Consider the following 20,488-nt stretch of genomic DNA (forward strand, 5'->3'; position numbering starts at 1 on the left):
ATGAAGACTTACATTTATGTGGTCGGCATATTGCTGACTGTTTTCTTGGTTGCCTGTAGTAGTGAATCAACCAATGAGCCTATAGAAGAAAATGAGACTCCTATCTTTGTTGAAGCGGATTATACCGTTTTACTCGAAAAAAGCGGCGGTCTAAGTGCACAAGGTCTTACTGCTGGTTCCGATGACTTGGAAATTAACGACAACGATAGTTCTTTTCCGGGTTTTTCCAATTCCGATATTTTTTACAATGCTGACGATATCATCAGCCTGTACAATGCCACTTCGGGCTGTATAGGAGAGGTTTTATATTATAATTTTGAATCGGAAGATTCTATCGAGTTTGAAACCTTCGGAGTTTTAGGTGCCTGTAATGTAGAGGTGACCTCCATTGCCCATACAGACGATTATGTCTTTATTTCCTTCATTAAAGACGAAGAAGGTAAGAGTGATACCTTTTATGTTAGAATGATTGATTTGGATACTGAGAATAAAGATTTTGTAGATATTCCCGTGTCTCCAAAACCAATAGCTATGGTACCCACCAACGATAAATTATTCGTGCTTACGTTTGATGAGGATATTACCGATGAAAATGGAATATCTGTAATCGATATTGAGGATAAGACGATTGTTTACGAAAAAAACATGGGATATGATGTGGGGCTTATGTTCAAAAATCTTGATGGGAATATTGTACTGGCCTATCCTGAGCTTCATACCATTGTAGACAGTAGTACTATGATAGAGACCTACACACGCTATGATGCCGATACAGCACCCAATTTTTATAATTCGGAGTTTGTCTCTTTCGGTGATGATGGAAAATTATATTATCAAATGAAAACGGAAGAAAGTTCGGCAACTGAAAACATACCGGCAACGTATGATTTTGCTACAAATACGGCCGTACTTTATTTTTATGAAAATTTTCTGTCAACGGCTCAGCTCAGCGTTGAGTTTGAGATTGAATCTACCACTTCAATAGCTTATGACAATGCCAACGATATCATTCTCGTTGGATATCAAAAGACAGGAAACGATGGTAAGGGCGGAATCTTAAGAATAACGTCGTCTCCAGAATTGACCTTTATCGATAATATAGATTTGGATGGAGTTCCAAGGTCAATTTATGTCAAGTAGGCATACTTTCGTTATGCATTGTAGTATTTACTGTTCCAAATAGCGGGATTGAAGTTTTTTCTTAGGGCAAACCCATAAAAGATAACTATAGATCCAATACTGTTGAACATAAAAAAATACAGGATTCCGAACTGGGCAGGGGAACTTGATTTAGAGAATAGGCCCTCGGGAATCATCATGGTTACAAAATAACTGAGTATCAACACCAATATGATGAGGTTTATTATATTCTTAAAAGGCCACATCATTAATTTGCGTAAAGGATGTAGGTCGTTTCCCCATTGGTGGATCAGGTAAAAATAACCATTGCCTATTGGTGCGAACAGTAACGGGTCGTCTTTGTCCTCTAATTTAAAAAGTTTCGATGGTGCTATTATTTTGAAACCTTGAATTTCTATTCCATGGTCTTTTTCTAGTTCCCTTATTTTTGAAATTGCTGCCTTCGGAATAGTACCTTTAAAAAATGTGGTATCCAGAAAACGAAGGCGGTAATCAATGCAGACTTTTTTGATTTGATCTATGTGGTAGATGTTCTTGGTCTGAAGCAATTCGTGGTTAAAGCTATTGAACGTTTTGTTTTTATGTTCTGTTAAGTTATTTTCTATACGTTTGTGTTCAATGCTAACTTGCTGTAGAATTGATTTTACTTCTGCAAGTAACTTGTCTTCCGACATCTTAACTCGCGATTTTTCTATATTAAGTTTCTCCCTGAGGTTTGTTTTCTTTAACATCGCAGCATTTTTTGTGTAATACACTCAAAGTTAGTTAATAACGAATAGGTCTTAAAACCGATAGCTGACCCTTGTTTGTTAAATAAATGTTAATTAACAGGGGAAGGTAATTTTTTGATTATGTGTTTATCCTTTGAGATCGTATATTGTCGATGAAAGTTGACCTTTTGTCGATTGCAAACATTTTGCCCCAACTATACCTTGAATATGAAAAATTGGACAGCCCCCGTATGTCTTTGTATTATGCTCTTTTCGTTAGTGAGTATGGCACAAGGCCCATCTCCACAGCAACATTTAGATTTATTATCATCAAATATACAGGCAGTAGATAATTCGATTCTTTTTAAAACCGAAAGAACAGCGAACCATAGTACATTATTAAAGGCATTGAGGGCTTCCGATATGGATTGCATATTGGATTACAAAGGGCAGTTTACCGTTTTTGCACCTTCCAATGCAGCGTTTAAAAAATTATCGAAGGTTACTATGGACGAGCTTCTTGACCCCAAAAACAAAGAGGAGCTAAAGGCTGTCATGTCTTATCATATAATCGCGGGAAAATTAACCGCTTCAAAAATTTTAAAAGCTATGTGCAGGGGCAACGGAATAGCGTCTTTTACCACGGTGCTGGGAGAAAAGATAACGGCTACCATGAGCGGTATAGATATTATACTAATGGATAATTATGGTAACAAGGCAAAGATAGTATCTGCCGATTCCAATCAAAGCAACGGTGTTGTTCATGAAATCGACAGTGTCTTTTTACCTTTTGAGATTTAACCGGTTTTTTATCTTAATTCCGCATTTAACTCCCTTTCATAATTGTGCTGTAATTTAGACATGATTTTGTCTATTTGTTTATCGGTTAAGGTCCCGTTGCTATCTTGCAGGGTAAAAGTTATAGCGTACGATTTTTTACCTTCAGGTAGGTTTTTTCCTTGGTATACATCAAACAAATTGATGTTTTTAAGTAATTTTTTCTCGGTCTTAAATCCAATTTCATGTAATTCCTTAAAAGTTACATCTTGATCGAGTAGCAAGGCAAAATCCCTTTTAACTTCCGGATACTTTGATATTTCTTTAAAAACGATATTCGATTTTTTCAAAATATCAAGAATGGTGTCCCATTTAAAATCGGCATAAAAAACATTTTGTTTAATGTCAAAATGTTTAAGAATCGATGTTTTGACCATTCCAAAAGATACTAGTTCTTTCTGGTCCGATTTTAGGCTTAAACCTTCTGAAAACAGTTGGCTTTCATCTGGGCTGCTAGTTGGGTTGTTAATGCCCAGTCTTGTTAAGACGGTTTCCACTATTGATTTTAACTGGAAAAAATCGCTTGGTTTCGTCGGGGCGGTCCAACTATTATCTCCAGATTCTCCCGTCAATAAAACACTTAGATATTTGTGTTCCAGCCTTTCGTTGTTTTGTTGGGTATAGGTTTTTCCAAACTCGAACAACTTTAGGTTTTGTCTCTTTCTATTGATGTTGTGGGCAACCGCTTCCAATGTAGAGAATATAGATGCTTTTCTCAGTACCGATAAATCACTGCTCAAAGGATTTAGGATGCTCACAGAGTCGGTGTTTTTTATAGAACCTTCTAAAAGCTCATTATATTCTGGAGAAGTAAGACTATTGGTCATTATCTCATAAAAGCCTTTGGAAGCCAATAGATTTCCTATAGTGAACTGAATTTTATGGTCTTCATAAATAGTGGTGGAGGCTATGGAGGCATTCAGTTTTTGGCTGAAATCTATATTGTTGTAACCATATACTCTTAGTATTTCTTCGATTACATCCACTTGGCGTTGAACATCTACCCTGTATGAAGGCACACTCAGCCCCATACCTGCTTCTGTAACGTTTTTCACTTTTATGTCTAAAGAGACCAAGATAGATTTAATGGTGTCTTTAGGAATTTCTTGACCAATGAGCTTATTTATTTTCTCAAAAGCCAAGAAGACTTCAAAATCCTTCTGTTTATGAGGGTAAAGGTCTACTATATCCGATGTTATATCACCACCAGCAATTTCCTTGATTAAAAGTGCGGCTCTTTTAAGGGCGTATTCTACGTTTTCTATGTCTATTCCGCGTTCGAACCTAAAAGAGGCATCTGTATTTAGGCCATGTCTTTTTGCAGATTTTCTGATAGATACTGGATCAAAGTAGGCACTTTCCAAAAAGATGGAAGTGGTGTTTTCCGTTACTCCAGAATTCAATCCTCCGAAAACACCGGCAATACACATCGGTTTTTCGCTATCGCAAATCATAAGGTCGTCTTCATGAAGCTCTCTTTCAATTCCATCAAGTGTGGTAAACTTAGTGCCTTTGGGCATTGTTTTAACCCTGATCTTACCACCTTTTATCTTATTGGCATCAAAAGCGTGCAAGGGTTGTCCCAACTCATGCAATACATAATTTGTTGCATCTACCACGTTATTCTTAGGGGTTAACCCTATTGCCTTTAATCTGTTTTTTAACCAATTGGGAGACGGTTGTACAATTAGGTTGTTAATTGTAATACCGCAATATCTTGGTGCAAGAGAGCTATCTTCAACATCTACATCAATTTTAAGAGACCGGTTGTCTACATTGAACTGGCTAACAGCTGGGGTAATCAACTCTTTGTTTATCTCCTTTTGCTTTAGCCCGGCCTTTAAATCCCTTGCCACCCCATAATGGCTCATGGCATCAGCGCGGTTCGGGGTTAGTCCAATTTCAAAAACTTCATCTTTTTCTATATCAAAAACCTCCGAAGCTAATGTTCCGGGTACTAAACTTTCGTCCAAGACCATGATGCCGTCATGGCTGTCACCAAGACCTAGTTCATCTTCGGCGCAGATCATACCTCTACTTTCTTCCCCTCGAATTTTCCCTTTTTTAATTTTCCAGGCTTCACCTTCTTTTGTGTAAAGCGTGCTTCCTACGGTAGCAACAAGAACTTTTTGTCCTTTTGCGACATTTGGTGCCCCACAGACAATTTGTATGGGGTCGCCCTCACCGATATCTACCAGTGTCACTTTTAGCCTATCGGCATTTTGATGTTTTTCACAACTAAGTACGTGTCCTACCACAATACCTTCTAAACCACCTTTGACAGATTCGTAAGTGTCAATACCCTCTACTTCTAAACCTAGATCGGTTAAAAGTTCGCCGGTTTTTTGGGAATCCCAATCAATATTGATAAACTGTTTTAGCCAGTTGTAAGAAATTTTCATTCGTAAGTTTTAAAGCGGGTAAAGATAAAACAATGGTATAAGACATTCAATAAGTAACGGGTCCGTTTTACCTTAAAATTTTAATTAATGGGCATAAGTGACTATTTTAGTTGGTTTTAATACCAGTGTTTATGAAGAAATATTTTTTCCTTGCTTTGTTATGGTTTGTTTTTGGGTGTGTTGATGGGGGTAAAAAGCAGGAATTAAAAGAAGGGGTCTGGCAGGGTAGGCTCAGTGTTATGGATGATGAAATATTGCCTTTTAACTTTGAGGTGTACAAGAATAAGGAAGGTAGTTATATGTTGGATATCTATAATGCTGAAGAAGTGATTACGGTAGATGAAATTAGCTTTAAAAATGATTCCGTTGTAATAAAAATGCCTGTTTTTGAAGGCTACATAGTGGCAGATTTTTCTTCGGCCCAAATGAAAGGGAATTTTGTTATAGAGAGTTTGGAAAGGGTTGTTCCTTTTAAGGCTGTTTATGGCAGGTCAAAAAGATTTATTGGGGTAAAGAATGCCTCGAAAGATGTCTCGGGAGTTTGGCAGACAGAATTTAGTCCCGGTACGGATAAAAATTATATGGGGAAGGGAATTTTTTCACAAAAAGATAATAAAGTAGTAGGTACCTTTAGGACAACGACAGGTGATTATCGGTTTTTGGAAGGGGTGATGGATAATGATTCGTTAAGGGTTTCTGCGTTTGATGGTGCACATGCTTTTTTGTTCAAAGCCAAAGTTACGGATAGTACCATGAGCGGTATTTTTTATTCTGGAAATCATTTTAAAGAACCGTTCTTGGCCATTAGAAACGAAAGTTATGAATTGCCAAGCCCAGATTCTTTGACTTTTTTAAAGCAAGGGTACGATAAACTTGATTTTACTTTTCCTGATATGAACGGGAATATGGTCTCTTTAGGTGGTAATATGTTTAAAGATAAGGTGGTGGTAGTGCAGATTATGGGTTCTTGGTGCCCCAATTGTTTAGATGAGACCAAATTTTTGGTAGATTATTTAAGTAAGAAAAACAATAAGGATCTAGCTGTTGTGGGCTTGGCCTTTGAGTATGCCAAAACAGAGGAATTGGCTTTTAGGAGCATAAAGAGGCTGGTGGATAGAATAGGGGTAGAGTACCCTATTTTATTGGCTCAGTATGGCACAGATAATAAAGAAAAGGCTCAAGAGAAATTACCAATGTTAAACAGGGTTCTGTCATACCCGACCACAATCTTTATTGATAAAAAAGGTGTGGTCAGAAAAATACATACAGGATTCAACGGCCCTGCGACCGGTGATAAATTTGAAGAATTCAAATTGGAATTTGATAGCTTTCTGCAGCAGTTGCTTTCTGAACAATAAGGCCTAGATTATAGTAGATTTGCCTAAATCTATATTTTCATCGTTCATGTTAAAATGCTCGTCGAGCTCCATAATATTATCGGCTATAAAATCACCTACGTAATCCGTGCCGTATTTACTGCTTCCCATAATATCAGGGGTCACTATGTTTTTTGAGAACGATTTTAATACCGCTGCTACCACGGCATCGGATTCTTCGTGTAACTTAAAGTGTTGTAGGAGCATGGCGACACTTAAGATGGCGGCTACGGGGTTTGCCGTGTTCTTGCCCTTTGCATTGGGGTACGAACCGTGTATTGGCTCAAACATGGCATAGTCGGTTCCTACGGATCCAGAAGGTAACAACCCAATAGAGCCGGCAATAACACTGCCTTGGTCCGATAAAATATCCCCGAACATATTGTCTGTAAGTATTACATCGAATTGGCTAGGATTAAGAACCATCTGCACTGCTGCATTATCTACAAAAAGTGCTTCCAGCGTTATTTCGGGGTAGCTCTTTGCTATATCATAAACGACCCTTCTCCATAATCGTGAAGTTTGCAATACATTGGCCTTGTCTACCAATGTTACTTTCTTTTTTCTGTTTTTGGCCGCTTTAAAGGCCAAATGTGCAATTCTGCTAATTTCTTCTTCGTTGTAAGTGCAAATGTCCGTAGCCGAATTGGAATCGGGGTCGTGGTCTTTTTCACCGTAATAAATACCGCCAGAAAGTTCACGGTAAATAACAAGGTCGGTGTTTTTGACTATTTTTTTTGATAATGGTGATTGTTTAATTAGGGCAGGAAACACCTTTACAGGTCTAATGTTGGCAAAAAGATCTAGTTCTTTCCTAAGTCTAAGCAACCCTTGTTCTGGCCATACTTTAGAATTTGGGTCGTCATCGTACTTGGGGGAGCCTATGGCGCCGAACAATATAGCATCCGATTCTTTGCAGATCTTTAAAGTTTTTTCCGGTAGCGGGTTTCCTTCTTTTTCTATTGCCGTTGCGCCCACTAGCCCTTTGGTAAAAGTAAAACTGTGGCCGAAGGTTTCTTCTACGGACCTAAGGCATTTTAAGGATTGTGCAACTACTTCAGGGCCAATACCATCTCCCTCTAAAACGGCAATATTTAAATGCATGTTTAACTAATGCTTTGAAGGCCAAGGTTACTTGCCTTTATGATTTCATGGATGTCTTCGTCCAATATTTCTTTTTTCCTGTCGGCAAAGTTCAAAAATTCTTCATAGACCCTGTCTAATTGGGTCTTTGTAAGTTCGTACCCAACTATTTTAGCTCGGTATGCCAATGCAGCTCTTCCGCTACGTGCAGTCAGCACTATAGATGATTCGGTAACACCAACATCTGCAGGGTCTATAATTTCATAGGTTTCCCTGTTTTTTATAACCCCATCTTGGTGAATACCAGAACTGTGCGCAAATGCGTTGGCGCCTACGATTGCTTTGTTGGGTTGTACGACCATTCCCATTTTGTTGGAAACCATCTTACTTGTGTCGTATAATAATTTACTGTTTACAGTCGTGTCCAAGTTTAAACCTGGGTGTTGTCTCAAGATCATCACTACTTCTTCCAAAGAAGTGTTTCCGGCGCGTTCACCTATACCGTTTATGGTACATTCTATTTGTCTGGCGCCATTGATGACACCTGCAATGGAATTTGCGGTGGCCAAGCCAAGGTCGTTATGGCAATGGCAAGAAAGTGTTGCCTTGTGTATACCGGTAACGTTTTCTTTTAAATATTTCATTTTGGCCCCGTACTCTTCTGGAAGGCAATACCCTGTAGTATCCGGTATATTAAGAACTGTGGCTCCGGCCTTTACGACCGCCTCACATACCCTTGCTAAAAACTCATTGTCGGTTCTGCCTGCGTCTTCTGCATAAAACTCAACATCCTCTACAAATTTTTTGGCATAACTGACCGCATCTACAGCTCTTTCGATTATTGCTTCCCTATTGGAGTTGAACTTGAATTTTATATGAGAATCAGAAGTGCCTATACCTGTATGTATTCTCGGTTTTTTGGCATGTTTCAAAGCTTCTGCGGCTACCTCAATGTCTTTCTTTACCGCTCTGGTAAGCCCACAAACTGTAGCGTTCTTTACCAACTTGGCAATACTTTCCACAGACTTAAAGTCTCCAGGACTAGAAATAGGGAAACCTGCTTCTATGATATTTACACCCAGTTCATCCAATCTTTCTGCAATAACCAGTTTTTGTTCCATGTCCAATTTACAGCCAGGAACCTGTTCTCCATCTCTTAGTGTAGTGTCAAATATTTGTACTATATCTTTGCTCATTATATTTACGTAGTTTTAGCAAGTTAAACGAATATATAACGCTAGTAGGGAAATATGCAAATTTAGTTATAACATTTACAACGTTAATATAGTTTTTGGTTTATTTAAAATACTGATATTGAACAATATAAATACTTTTTTTTACGATGACAAATGCGCATAAAGATGCTTTGTTCGTTCTGGTCAAATCACTTTCGAAATCTGAAAAACGCCAATTTAAATTATATGTTGGGCGTTTGGGGGTCAATGCAGATGCAAAATTTTTGGCTCTTTTCAATCTATTGGATAAAATAAAGAGGTATGACGAAAAGATAATCCTAGAAAGTGGTATTGTAAAAAAGGCACAACTTTCAAATCTAAAAGCACACCTTTATAGGCAAATCTTGGTTAGTTTGCGTCTTAATCCTGTTAATCAGAATATTAGAATTCAGATCAGGGAGCAGTTGGACTTTGCTACCATTCTTTATCAAAAAGGATTGTATAAACAAAGCCTTAAGATATTGGACAAGGCGAAATCTATGGCCATAGAAAATGAGGAAAAGAACATTGCCTACGAAATAGTGGAGTTCGAAAAAATAATAGAAACCCAGTATATAACCAGAAGTATACCAGACCGTGCGAACGAGCTTGCCGTGCAGGCAAAAGAGCTTTCAGGGCAAAATGTGATGACCAGCAAGTTGTCTAACCTTTCGATGCAGCTGTATAGTATGATGTTAAAGGTAGGTTATGTGCGCAGTGATGAAGACCTTCAAAAGGTAAAGGTTTATTTCTCCAAACACTTACCAAAGACCGATATAGAGAAGCTTGGGTTTAGAGAAAAACTGTGGCTTTATAAGGCGCATTTGTGGTATAGTTTTTTAACGCAAGATTTTCTTTCATGTTATAAATATGCCAGTAAATGGGTAGATCTGTTCTATGAGCATAAAGAGATGATCTATCTAAATCCGGTATTCTTTTTAAAAGGAAATCATTATTTGTTAGAATCTTTATTTTATGTAAAATACAGCTCTTTATTTAAAGAAACACTTCAAAACCTTGAAGTAGTCTTAAAAGAAAAGAATTTTCCGAAAAACGATAACATTAACTCTTTGGCTTTTCTTTATCTCAATGCCAATAAGTTGAACCTTCATTTTATGGAAGGTACTTTCGAAAAAGGTCTTTACCTGGTTAAGATTGTGGAGTACGGTATCAACAAGCATAAAGACCGTATAGATGTTCATCATGTAATGGTCTTGTATTACAAGATTGCTTGTTTGTATTTTGGTATAGGCGATAACAAAACGTGTATTGTCTACCTAAAGAAGATTATAGATAACAAGAATCTGAAAATGCGGGAAGACTTAATGTGTTTTGCCAGGGTCTTAAGTTTGGTGGCACATTATGAAGCTGGCATGGATTATCATTTAGAAGTGCAGTTAAAAAGTACGTATAAGTTTTTGCTTAAAATGAACGATATGCACGCGGTTCAAAAAGAGATGATAAAGTTTTTAAGAAATCTAGGGGGTATTTACCCGAACGAGCTTAAGGCCGAGTTTAAAAAATTACATACCGAACTGAAAAAGTATGAAGATCATCCATATGAAAAAAGAGCTTTTCTATACCTAGACATAATCTCTTGGTTGGAAAGTCATTTAGAGAACAAGCCTGTTTCGCAGATTATAAGGGAAAAGGCGATGGAGCAGACCAGGTAAAAAATGGGACGTTCTCATCTTACAAATTTATTGGAGATTAATTTGGCGATGCTGTTGATAAGCACGTCGGGGCCCTTGGGCAGGTATGTAGACCTTCCTGTTCCAGTGACCATTGGGGTAAGGGGAATATTGGCATTTATTATTCTTTACTTGTTCTGTAGGTGGAGGGGGGTGTCGCTGAGAATAGAAAAAACCGATTTTTTTATCGTTGTTTTGAGCGGTCTTTTAATGGCTGCCCATTGGTTGTTCTACTTTTACGCATTGCAATGGTCCAGTGTCGCCATCGGAATGCTGTCGCTTTTTACTTATCCGGTCATTACCGCTTTTTTAGAGCCGATAGTTCTTAAGACCAAATTTCAAAAGATGCATATTGTTTTGGGAGGATTAGTCTTAGTGGGAGTTTATTTTCTTAGTCCTAATTTTGATATGAAAGACTCCAATACCTTGGCCATTTTTATGGGTTTGATTTCTGCACTGGCATATGCATTGAGAAATTTGATATTAAAATCTAAAATAAAAAGATACCAAGGTTCCACCTTAATGGTATATCAAACGGCCATTATCGGAATAATTTTAATTCCAGTTCTTTTTACAGCGGATTTTGAGGACGTAATAGGGCAATGGCCGGGATTGTTGACTTTGGCAGTGGTGACTACAGCCGCAGGGCATACCTTGTTTTTAATGACCTTTAAATATTTTAGTATTACGACCGTAAGTATACTGAGCAGTGTGCAACCTGTATACGGAATTTTGATAGGGGTTTTCTTTTTAAAGGAAATACCAGCACTAGCCACCATTTTTGGAGGAATTTTGATTCTAAGCTCCGTTGTTATAGAAAGCTATCGCTCATCTAGAAAGAAACATGAAAACCCATAGGCCGTTAATGGGTATTGGAGCCTTGAGGGGCATATTGGTTTATAAATTCACTTTCCAAGTTTTCAAATTGGTTGTTTTTGGCCATTTCCCGTACTTTCACGGGGTCAAAATTTCCATTAAAATATAGAAAAGAGCCTGTTTGGCCGTTATTGTTGTAAATCAAAATTTCTTTTACGGTATTTCTTTTCTCTCTAATGGATACAACATTTCTTTTTAAGTCATTATTTTTTCTATAGATCTCAATGAACGAATTGCCTGTAATACCATTCATTTGTTTATTTAAAAATTGGGTCTTGGCAGGGGTAGGACTGGAAAATTGCATATACCTTAGGTCTTTAGTGGTTCCGATCAAGGATTGCATTTCTGGAGAAATACCACTTATAAGCGTTAGCATAAATTGAGGAACACGTATGGCCGTAACTTGGGCATCGTTTTTATGCGCATTATAGAAAGTATCTATAGAATTGTGGCTGCCACAGCTACTTATTAAAATAAATGCGGCAAGAATTCTTGCTTTTTTTAACATGTTAAGGAGTGTTTAGTGTATTAAAAATACAAAATTAAACACAGGCATTCCAGATAGGGTCTTTGGGTAAGGGTGCCGTTATGTAAATAAGTTCTTTTTTTACAGGATGTACAAACGATAGTTTTTTTGCGTGTAAATGAATACTGCCATCTTTATTGCTTCTATCGAACCCATATTTTAAATCCCCTTTAATAGGGCATCCTATTGCCGATAGTTGGGATCTTATTTGGTGGTGTCTTCCTGTTTTTAAATCTATTTCCAGTAGGTAATAAGAATCAAGTTTTTTTAAGACCCTATAATCCAGTATGGCTTTTTTACTGTTGTTTACTTCCTTAATGTGAGCGTACGATTTGTTCTGCTTCGGGTTTCTTTTTAACCAGTGGATCAAGGTACCCTCGGTTTTAGGAGGTTTTTTTTTTACAATGGTCCAATAGGTCTTTTGAGCCTCTTTTTCGGCAAACAATTTGTTTAACCGAGGTAAGACCTTAGAGGTCTTGGCAAAAACAACGAGTCCCGATGTTGGCCGGTCCAATCTATGTACCACACCCAAATATACATTGCCGGGTTTATTGTATTTTATTTTAAGGTATTGTTTTACGATTTCGCTTAAGGGGGTGTCTCCGGTCTTGTCTCCCTGTACTATATCGCCCGGTCTTTTGTTTATTACTATAATATGGTTGTCTTCATGTAATACTTGAAGATTGTTACTGTTCGTATGCATGGGTTTTTTATGCGTCATCGGTAGCTATATCATTCTTTTTTGTTCTGCTAAAATTCAATAACAAAATCAATATAACCCCAAATGTTACGGCCATATCGGCTACATTGAATATACCGGTTTTAAATATGCCGGCGCGTATCTGAAAAAAATCTGTGACAGATCCTAAGATGATACGGTCAATGAGGTTGCCGAGGCCTCCACCGATAACAAACGCGAAAGCTAAAACCATCCATTTGTTCATATTCTTTTTTGTCAATGTTCTGTGTAATAAAACCAACAGTACTAATAAAGGCAGCCCTTGCAGTAAAACAACCTTTAAAATAGGGGAGAAGTTCTCCCCGAAACCCAACATGGCACCTTTGTTCTCTATGTTGGTTAAAATAAAATGATCTTGGATCAATGGAATATAATCATGGCTCTCAATATTGTTGCGAACCACTTTTTTAGATATTTGGTCACAGCCAATATTCAAGAGTATCAAAGTGATTATTAAAACTCTTTTTAGGATAATGGGCCGCTTTACATCCATCAAGACCTAATATTGTTCATCATCACTCGGAAAATCGAGGCTTTTGACATCCTTGACGTAGTTTCCAATGGCATTTCCCATTTCTTCGTATAAATTCATGTAACGTCTAAGAAACCTTGGGTTGAACTCATGGGTCATGCCCAACAGGTCATGAACTACCAATACTTGCCCATCCGCATACTTTCCACCTCCAATACCGATAGTGGGTATGGTAAGGCTTTCAGATACTTTTTTGGTAAGATTCGCCGGTATTTTTTCAAGAACAATTCCGAAACAGCCTAATTTTTCTAGCATTAGGGCATCTTCCATTAATTTGTTTGCCTCTTCTTCTTCTTTTGCCCTCACGGTATAGGTGCCAAATTTATAGATAGATTGTGGTGTAAGCCCCAAGTGGCCCATAACGGGTATACCGGCGGCAAGAATACGCTTTACCGATTCTTTTATTTCTGTTCCTCCTTCTACCTTAACGGCATGTGCTCCGCTTTCTTTCATTATTCGAATTGCGGACCGCAATGCTTCCTTGGGGTCGCTTTGGTAACTGCCAAAAGGGAGGTCTACGATTACCAGAGCCCTTTTTACCGCCCTAATAACAGATGAAGCATGATAAATCATTTGGTCCAGGGTAATAGGAAGCGTGGTTTCGTGACCCGCCATTACATTACTTGCAGAATCTCCGACTAAAATCACGTCCACATTAGCTGCATCTACAATTTTGGCCATAGAGTAGTCATAAGCGGTGAGCATGGATATTTTTTCTCCATTGCTTTTCATTTCCACCAACGATTTAACCGTTACCCTTTTATATTCTTTTTTAGCGGTAGACATATATTATAATTTGATATAAACAAAAGTAATGAGTTTTGTTGATATAGAATATTTTGTATGCATTGAACCTATTGCCTTATTTTATAGTTACTTTTAAGATGCAATCACTAAAATTATTATTTTGAAAAATACCATACTGTTAACTTGTTTGTTAGGGGGGCTTAGGCTGTTTGGCCAATCTAGTGAAGAGGTAGATGTCAAAAGAACCGTAGACGCTTTTTTTGAGTCTTTTCATGCCCAAGATTCCGTTGGCATGAAAAATGTCGTAACCCCGGAGATTATCTTGCAGACCATTGGGTTGGATAAGGAGGGAAAAACCATACTTAAGACTGAAAATTTTGAGAGTCTTGTAAAATCTATCGTAGCTATCCCCGATTCTGTTTTGTTTCAAGAGAAATTAACGGATTATTCCATAAATGAAGATGGAATTATGGCCCATGTTTGGACGCCCTACGAATTCTGGTTAAACGGTAAACTGAGCCACTGCGGCGTAAATTCTTTTCAGTTGCTAAAAGAAAATGGAGCATGGAAAATTATCTACCTTATAGATACTAGAAAGCGCGATGGGTGTACCCACATCCCCAAAAAGGAGTAAAACCATATGCCTAGGCTAGTCTTGCCATTTTCTCGATGATGAACTGTTTTCAGTAGGAAAATCGACCGGAACTTTTTGTGTAACCTTTCCGGTAGCGGCCCATTCGGCACCTCTTTGAAAAGTGGTTATAAATCCAACACATTCTAATGAGTAATCAAAATGGCCCAAGGTGGTATGAAAAACGTGTCCTTTACCGTAATCTATGGCCATTAACATGGGTACGTGTTTACCAAGACCTTTAACCGATGGGTCCCATGGCGGAGCATTTTTTTCTACATCGGAATAAGCGGTGGCCAAAATAGTAGTATTTTCAAACGGTCCGCGCATACGTTCATATAGTTCATCTTGTGCATGTACCCACTTGTTGGGGATTCCTTTCATGATGGGGTGTTCGAGAGCCCTAGTGGTCACGGTAAATTCATATTCTGGGCCATGTGATCCACATATACCTTCAGAATCATCAAGAATCAACTCTTCTTTATCATTATAGTATACATAAGGGCCGGTATTGCTATCTCTGCCGCCCCATGCTCCCAAACCTATCATCTTGTTGAACTCTTCCCATTCTCCCCATGCATTGTTGGCAGCATGTACAACTACAAAGCCTCCACCGTTAGAAAGATACTTTTCAAAGTTTTTTCGAGTATCCTCTGGCCATAGGGCAGATTCTGCACCTAAATTGGAGACAATAAGGTCGTATTGGCTAAAATCTATGGAAAATGTTGATGTTTTTATAGGCTTACTGGATGTTTTGTATTTGTTACTGTCCAAAGGATATTTTTCAATGAACATGGTGTAAGGTTCGGGTCTCGATTCGTTGTATTTAATACCTAGCCAAACAGAGTCCATTCTATGGATGTCCACTTTAAACATCCCAGTTTCCTCTAAATAACTTTTCATCATCATAGTAGCTTTGGGCCATATATAATGATTGTTTTGTCCATCAATAATCAACGCCTTTAGTGGTGTGGGGTCTTTTGGTTCTGTAGTCTGTTCTTTTTTGGCCTTTCCGCATCCGATTGTTGTAAGCAGTAGGAAACCAAAAGTTAAAATTCTTATAATCATAGGTTTGTTAGTCGGTTTTTTGATCAAATAAAAATACTAGGGCCAAAAAGGACGGCCATATACTTTATATACGAGTATTGAACTATCATAAAAAGTGGCGATAATATAATCATCATATTGGCGCTGTGCAAAAGACATTATAAATTAGCGAAAAATAATTTAAAAAAATGATGCTATGAAATTGTTAGGAATAGGCTCTAGAATAGAACATCCAGAATATGGTAAAGGTGTGGTAACCAATGTTTCTTCTCAATATTATTGGGTAACCTTTATGGATGCAGGACTGGAAACTATTGATATAGATTCGGATTTTGAGGTGATAGAGGCCATAGAGGCCGAAGTGGATTCCGTAAGTTTTTTTGATGTAGAAAGCTCATTAGTGAAAATATTGGAAAAATGGAGCGACACACATGAAAAAGTAGCCATTTCCGATAAATGGAGAGGGGGTAAATTGATTTTGGAACCAGGGGACGCCTTGGCCAATAAAGAAATGCCCATCGATACCTTTTTTCATAAAATAGTGATGGTAAGGGATAGAATACGTGTAATGGAGCAGAAGATAAATTCCAGCAAAAATCTGGATGATCAAGAAAAGGTGGACCTTCAGCAGTATATTACCCGTATTTATGGAAGCTTAACAAGCTTTAATGTGTTATTTAAGAACAAAAGTGATCATTTTGTAGGTGCCAAGAGCAAATAGAAATGGCTTATGCAATGCAATATAGCTAAGCCTAATATATATTCGGAAGCCGTTTGTTAAACGGCTTCTTTTTTTTCGCTCAAGTATTTCCAATATCGTTTAGGTACGTGCTGGGTGTGTAGTTTTTTGTTTATTCTTGATTTAATGTTGGTACTGTTAAAATAATTGTTCCATAAATCTTGATATTGGTACTCTTCATTGGTAAAAGCATTACTTTTTTTTATGCTATTTACGTGAACACCCGTCAAGTCTAATGAAATCAACTCTACCGTGTCTAAATTATAATAAAGTCCATAGCTTCGTTTTACATCATAGATTATCCAGGCTTGATCGGCATAACGATTTCTAAAATGTTTGGATATAAGCGGAATTACATCATAGTCAGGCTCTATGTTGGCAAAGTAAATATTGTCTTTTGTTTTCTGAAAGCGTACAAAGGCTTCCATTCTATGTTTCTCTCGGCCTACTTTGTGTGCCAACTGGTTAATTTTCAGTACTAAATCATCAGAAAAGTCAGTTCCCTTGTTTTCTTTGGCGGCCATGAGCTTCTGAATATAATAATAGAGTAGGGGCTCTATACCTTCTTGCCTGCTCAAAAAGGCAAAATAAATGTTTTTAATGGCCGAACTACTTCTTTTTTTTATGCCGTTCCAAACCCTTTTTGCCTTGTGTACATCGGTAAATATGGTTTCGGTTTGAGAAAATAACCCGTTCTGTGCCCGTTGATCGCACTGAATGTCGGCACGGGTCAATTTTTGTTCAAACCCTACAAAAACTGCGGTTAAAAAACCATTAAAACTCCCGTCATATATAAGTGATTTTGTTGTGTCCATAAGGTTTGGTTTTAACTAAACAATGATAATTGATCGCTATATTGGTTTCTGAATTTTCCGGTTGAGTTTTGTAGTATCATCCCTTTAATGCGTTCCGAATCTAGATCTCTTCGTTCCCAATATCTAGAGTTGCAGATAATAAAGTATTTGGCTCTATTTAGGGCTACACCCATATTTTTAAGGTGTTCCCAGTTCAAATTCCTGTACTTACGCCCATTTATTATTTTATGTACAGACCTCATTCCAATACCGGGAATGCGGGCCAACATACGTTTGTCGGCAGTATTGATATCTACAGGAAAGTGGTGTAGGTTTCTTAGGGCCCAACTCAGCTTTGGGTCCACATCAATATCAAGGTTCGGGTGGTGATCGTTAAGTATTTCATTTACCGAAAAGCCATAAAAACGAAGCAGCCAATCTGTTTGGTACAATCTATTTTCCCTTAGCATGGGAACCTGCGTGCCTATTGAAGGTAAACGGGCATCTTCCATAACGGGAACATAACCCGAGTAATAGACGCGTTTCATGTTGAATTTTTTATAAAAATAAGTGGCGGAATACATAACATCTTTGTCCGATTCGCCCGTGGCCCCTACGATCATTTGGGTGCTCTGGCCGGCAGGTGCATATTTTGGTGTGCTCTTAATCAATTTTTTTTCATTCTTATGGCGTATGATCTCATTTCTCACCTTAAGCATGGGCTTGGCAAAATCTTCGTGCTTTTTGTCAGGGGCTAAAAGTTTAAGACCGGAGATAGTGGGGATTTCTATATTTACCGATAAGCGGTCCGCATAAAGTCCGGCCTCGTACATTAGTTCATCGCTGGCACCGGGTATGGATTTTAAATGAATGTAGCCGTTAAAATTTTCTTCTTCCCTTAATTTTTTGGCTACCGCGATCAACCTCTCCATAGTGTAATCGGCATTTTTAAAGATTCCGGAGCTTAAAAACAATCCTTCTATATAATTTCTTCTATAAAAGTTAATGGTAAGGTCCACCACTTCTTGAATCTTGAATGCAGCACGTTTTATATCGTTACTTTTTCTGGTTACGCAATAGGCGCAATCAAAAATGCAATGGTTGGTCAAAAGAATCTTTAAGAGTGAAACACACCTGCCATCCTCGGTATAGGTATGGCATATACCATTGCCTGTGTTTCCAAGACCTTTGTCTTTGTTCTTACGGTTACTACCGCTGCTGGAACACGATACATCGTATTTGGCCGCATCAGCAAGAATGTTCAGTTTTTCCTTAATTCGCTCAAAATTCATAAATAGTGGTAATTATTCCAAAAATATGGATATATTCCTAATTATGGAAATAATCCAAATATTATTTTGGATATAATCCATATTTGCTATATTTGAATATGGAAAATGAGCTTACTTTAAAAAGATTCACTGAAATAAGAAGGGAATTAGGGTATACCCAAGCTGAGTTTGCGGCGCTTATCGGGGTTTCGAATACTACGGCAGATATAGAACGGGGACGAACCAAGTTGTCCGGTAAGGTGGTGGCTGAGCTACTTCGCCAGTTTAAGATAAACCCCTTATGGCTGTTCGGAGAAAGTGAAAACAAGTATTTGGAAACATCGCAGACCAGTGTAATTCCGAAAGTTGTCACCGTAGATAATTCTGAAAATGAGAATATGGTATTGGTGAATGCGAAAGCGGCGGCCGGTTACCCTCAAAATATATCCGATACCAGTTGGTACCAGCAACTACCTGCTTTTGATCTGCCCATACCCGAGTTTAGAAACGCCACTTACAGAGGGTTTCAGGTAGAAGGGGATAGTATGTTGCCCAATTTACATCCTGGAGAGTGGGTTTTGGCCAGAGCCATTGAACATATTGATCATGTCAGCCCTAACAAGATGTATGTGGTGGTGTTGCAAGATTCCGTTATGGTAAAAAAGATTGAAAAAAGGCCAAATTCAAATAATATTACCTTGGTTTCCTTAAACGAAACTTACCCACCGTACGATATTAAGCCTTTTTTGATTCAAGAAATTTGGGAAGTCAGTAGTAAGATAACCTTTAATGTCGATGCCAGTACCGATAGTGGCCTCTTGAGGCAATTACAAGAGTCGATGCAAGAACTTAAAAATCAGTTGCAGCACGTAAAAAAGGTATAACCGTTTTGTGTTGGGCTATGGTCACGTAAGTCTTTTTATGTACAGACCACTGTTTTTTAGGTTAAAACCCAAGCTTTTATATAGATTGATGGCTGCCGTTCTATGGTGTCCGCTAAATAAAAGAACATCGTTGAGTTTTCTTTTTATGGCCTGCTCCAATAATTTTTCCATAAGCTGGCGTCCAATACCTTTTCCCCGGTGCTTGTCGGATACAACCACATCTTCTATCATTCCCTTGTGGCCAGATACCACTTTATAATTTGCCATCATGGCAATACCGATTAAAGAATCACCATTAAAACAGATGGCTATGTCTATATCATCGGGGCGTTCGAGTATCGTTTTTAATGAAAGTTGTTTTATCTCCGCATTTAGTTGAAGATACAGTTCGGATAATTGCTTTTGTAGATTATCGGTTACTTCTTGCTTTGACAGTAGCCTAATTTCCATACGTACATATTTATTAAATACCTCTTGGCTGTTAAAACAAAATTGAAATGCAATTCCTTTCTAGTGATTGTATCCCCTAACGTCTCCCATAGAAAATTCTAAAGGGCCCATAATGTGTGATTTAGGTAGAAAAGCACCGCTGTCGGTTACCAACCAATCGTCCCAAGATGCTTCTACGCCTCCAATGGGTATTATTTTCACCCATAGTTTAAAGCTTTTTGGAAAACCATTGGGTTGTAATATCCATAAGTAAGAATCGCCAGGCGTAGAGCCTCCACTTGTATAGGTGACCAAAAGTCCCTCTAGGCCATTTTCTAGGGAAACTACCCGTCGTTCTACACCTTTATCAAAAACTTTGTAGGGGGCTACCAACCAAAAAGAATCGTTGTTGAATTTATCTATGGCTTCGGCTACCAGTTCCTCATTCTCTGTAGTGCCCAGTCTTGTACCGTTTTTGTAGCCTATGCTAGAATCGGGTGCGATTAGATCCAAGTCTACCCTATACTCATCCCATTGTACCTCGACCGTTCTATTTTCTCTGTCCCATTTATAAAGATGGGCACCATCCCTAAACGACCATTCTAAAAAACGAGTATTTTCAAATTTCTCATAATTGAGGGAATTCAGCATTTTTTCGGCCAAGGCATCTGCTTCCGGACCCGATCGCCCTTCTGGCATCGGTTCGTTATATAGGGCGTAGATAACACCAAAGGCGATGATGGTCAAGACCAAGATGACCCCTAAGATTCTGAATATTTTTTTTATCATGTGTTAATTAATATGAATAGGCATGATGGTA

At 38.1% G+C, this 20,488-nt stretch carries 21 protein-coding genes; 8 read left to right on the top strand and 13 right to left on the bottom strand.

The window, feature by feature from the left end; translation table 11 throughout:
* Positions 1–1,140, top strand: a complete 1,140-nt coding sequence (locus AB657_RS03275; protein ID WP_047245188.1) for a hypothetical protein — start codon at positions 1–3, stop codon at positions 1,138–1,140.
* Positions 1,141–1,151: 11 nt separating this feature from the next.
* Here AB657_RS03275 and AB657_RS03280 read toward each other — a convergent pair whose 3' ends face one another.
* Positions 1,152–1,871 (bottom strand): hypothetical protein, encoded by a 720-nt coding sequence (locus AB657_RS03280; protein ID WP_047245189.1) that lies wholly within the window; start codon positions 1,869–1,871, stop codon positions 1,152–1,154.
* Positions 1,872–2,078: 207 nt separating this feature from the next.
* Here AB657_RS03280 and AB657_RS03285 point away from each other — a divergent pair, with 207 nt between their 5' ends.
* The gene (locus AB657_RS03285) at positions 2,079–2,651 is read left to right on the top strand and encodes a fasciclin domain-containing protein (RefSeq protein ID WP_052958609.1); all 573 of its coding nucleotides are present in this window, start codon (positions 2,079–2,081) and stop codon (positions 2,649–2,651) included.
* Positions 2,652–2,659: 8 nt separating this feature from the next.
* Here AB657_RS03285 and pheT read toward each other — a convergent pair whose 3' ends face one another.
* The gene (pheT, locus tag AB657_RS03290; protein WP_047245191.1) at positions 2,660–5,089 is read right to left on the bottom strand and encodes a phenylalanine--tRNA ligase subunit beta; all 2,430 of its coding nucleotides are present in this window, start codon (positions 5,087–5,089) and stop codon (positions 2,660–2,662) included.
* 131 nt (positions 5,090–5,220) lie between these two features.
* On the opposite strand from pheT, the gene AB657_RS03295 reads away from it, so the two are divergent.
* Positions 5,221–6,447: a TlpA disulfide reductase family protein gene (locus AB657_RS03295; RefSeq protein ID WP_047245192.1), complete on the top strand. Its 1,227-nt coding sequence runs from the start codon at positions 5,221–5,223 to the stop codon at positions 6,445–6,447.
* A 3-nt stretch (positions 6,448–6,450) separates the two neighbouring features.
* On the opposite strand, the gene leuB is transcribed toward AB657_RS03295, so the two are convergent.
* Positions 6,451–7,569, bottom strand: coding sequence for a 3-isopropylmalate dehydrogenase (leuB, locus tag AB657_RS03300; RefSeq protein ID WP_047245193.1), 1,119 nt, complete (start codon positions 7,567–7,569; stop codon positions 6,451–6,453).
* Between the two features lie 2 nt (positions 7,570–7,571).
* Entirely contained in the window at positions 7,572–8,744 is a 1,173-nt protein-coding gene (locus AB657_RS03305) for a 2-isopropylmalate synthase (RefSeq protein ID WP_084696366.1), read from the bottom strand.
* 146 nt (positions 8,745–8,890) lie between these two features.
* Between AB657_RS03305 and AB657_RS03310 the strand changes: the two genes are divergently transcribed.
* Positions 8,891–10,435 (top strand): hypothetical protein, encoded by a 1,545-nt coding sequence (locus AB657_RS03310; protein WP_047245194.1) that lies wholly within the window; start codon positions 8,891–8,893, stop codon positions 10,433–10,435.
* Between the two features lie 3 nt (positions 10,436–10,438).
* Positions 10,439–11,311, top strand: a complete 873-nt coding sequence (locus tag AB657_RS03315) for a DMT family transporter (protein WP_047245195.1) — start codon at positions 10,439–10,441, stop codon at positions 11,309–11,311.
* Between the two features lie 4 nt (positions 11,312–11,315).
* Here AB657_RS03315 and AB657_RS03320 read toward each other — a convergent pair whose 3' ends face one another.
* Genes AB657_RS03320 through panB form a run of 4 tightly spaced genes read right to left on the bottom strand, consistent with a single transcriptional unit; the run spans position 11,316 to position 13,912 of the window.
* Positions 11,316–11,837: a DUF4252 domain-containing protein gene (locus AB657_RS03320; RefSeq protein WP_047245196.1), complete on the bottom strand. Its 522-nt coding sequence runs from the start codon at positions 11,835–11,837 to the stop codon at positions 11,316–11,318.
* A gap of 34 nt (positions 11,838–11,871) precedes the next feature.
* Positions 11,872–12,576: an RluA family pseudouridine synthase gene (locus AB657_RS03325; RefSeq protein WP_047245197.1), complete on the bottom strand. Its 705-nt coding sequence runs from the start codon at positions 12,574–12,576 to the stop codon at positions 11,872–11,874.
* Positions 12,566–13,087, bottom strand: coding sequence for a signal peptidase II (gene lspA / locus AB657_RS03330; RefSeq protein ID WP_047245198.1), 522 nt, complete (start codon positions 13,085–13,087; stop codon positions 12,566–12,568). Before lspA ends, AB657_RS03325 begins: the two co-directional genes overlap by 11 nt.
* 6 nt (positions 13,088–13,093) lie before the next feature.
* Positions 13,094–13,912, bottom strand: a complete 819-nt coding sequence (panB, locus tag AB657_RS03335; protein WP_047245199.1) for a 3-methyl-2-oxobutanoate hydroxymethyltransferase — start codon at positions 13,910–13,912, stop codon at positions 13,094–13,096.
* 121 nt (positions 13,913–14,033) lie between these two features.
* Between panB and AB657_RS03340 the strand changes: the two genes are divergently transcribed.
* Positions 14,034–14,507 carry a 3-methyl-2-oxobutanoate hydroxymethyltransferase gene (locus AB657_RS03340; protein ID WP_052958610.1) on the top strand — a complete coding sequence of 158 codons (474 nt, stop codon included), beginning with the start codon at positions 14,034–14,036 and terminating at the stop codon, positions 14,505–14,507.
* Between the two features lie 15 nt (positions 14,508–14,522).
* Here AB657_RS03340 and AB657_RS03345 read toward each other — a convergent pair whose 3' ends face one another.
* On the bottom strand, positions 14,523–15,572 hold the full coding sequence (locus AB657_RS03345) for a ThuA domain-containing protein (RefSeq protein ID WP_052958611.1): 1,050 nt from the start codon (positions 15,570–15,572) through the stop codon (positions 14,523–14,525).
* Between the two features lie 175 nt (positions 15,573–15,747).
* Here AB657_RS03345 and AB657_RS03350 point away from each other — a divergent pair, with 175 nt between their 5' ends.
* Positions 15,748–16,272, top strand: coding sequence for a hypothetical protein (locus AB657_RS03350; RefSeq protein ID WP_047245200.1), 525 nt, complete (start codon positions 15,748–15,750; stop codon positions 16,270–16,272).
* A 56-nt stretch (positions 16,273–16,328) separates the two neighbouring features.
* On the opposite strand, the gene AB657_RS03355 is transcribed toward AB657_RS03350, so the two are convergent.
* Positions 16,329–17,105 (bottom strand): TIGR03915 family putative DNA repair protein, encoded by a 777-nt coding sequence (locus tag AB657_RS03355; RefSeq protein WP_047245201.1) that lies wholly within the window; start codon positions 17,103–17,105, stop codon positions 16,329–16,331.
* An 11-nt stretch (positions 17,106–17,116) separates the two neighbouring features.
* The gene (locus AB657_RS03360) at positions 17,117–18,376 is read right to left on the bottom strand and encodes a putative DNA modification/repair radical SAM protein (protein ID WP_047245202.1); all 1,260 of its coding nucleotides are present in this window, start codon (positions 18,374–18,376) and stop codon (positions 17,117–17,119) included.
* A gap of 98 nt (positions 18,377–18,474) precedes the next feature.
* Here AB657_RS03360 and AB657_RS03365 point away from each other — a divergent pair, with 98 nt between their 5' ends.
* Positions 18,475–19,239 carry an XRE family transcriptional regulator gene (locus tag AB657_RS03365; RefSeq protein WP_047245203.1) on the top strand — a complete coding sequence of 255 codons (765 nt, stop codon included), beginning with the start codon at positions 18,475–18,477 and terminating at the stop codon, positions 19,237–19,239.
* A gap of 21 nt (positions 19,240–19,260) precedes the next feature.
* On the opposite strand, the gene AB657_RS03370 is transcribed toward AB657_RS03365, so the two are convergent.
* Both AB657_RS03370 and AB657_RS03375 read right to left on the bottom strand, forming a co-directional pair.
* Positions 19,261–19,689 (bottom strand): GNAT family N-acetyltransferase, encoded by a 429-nt coding sequence (locus AB657_RS03370; protein WP_047245204.1) that lies wholly within the window; start codon positions 19,687–19,689, stop codon positions 19,261–19,263.
* A 60-nt stretch (positions 19,690–19,749) separates the two neighbouring features.
* Positions 19,750–20,457, bottom strand: a complete 708-nt coding sequence (locus AB657_RS03375; RefSeq protein ID WP_047245205.1) for a hypothetical protein — start codon at positions 20,455–20,457, stop codon at positions 19,750–19,752.
* Positions 20,458–20,488: the final 31 nt, after the last annotated feature.

Source organism: Maribacter thermophilus (assembly GCF_001020565.1).
In the GTDB taxonomy this organism is placed as follows: domain Bacteria; phylum Bacteroidota; class Bacteroidia; order Flavobacteriales; family Flavobacteriaceae; genus Maribacter; species Maribacter thermophilus.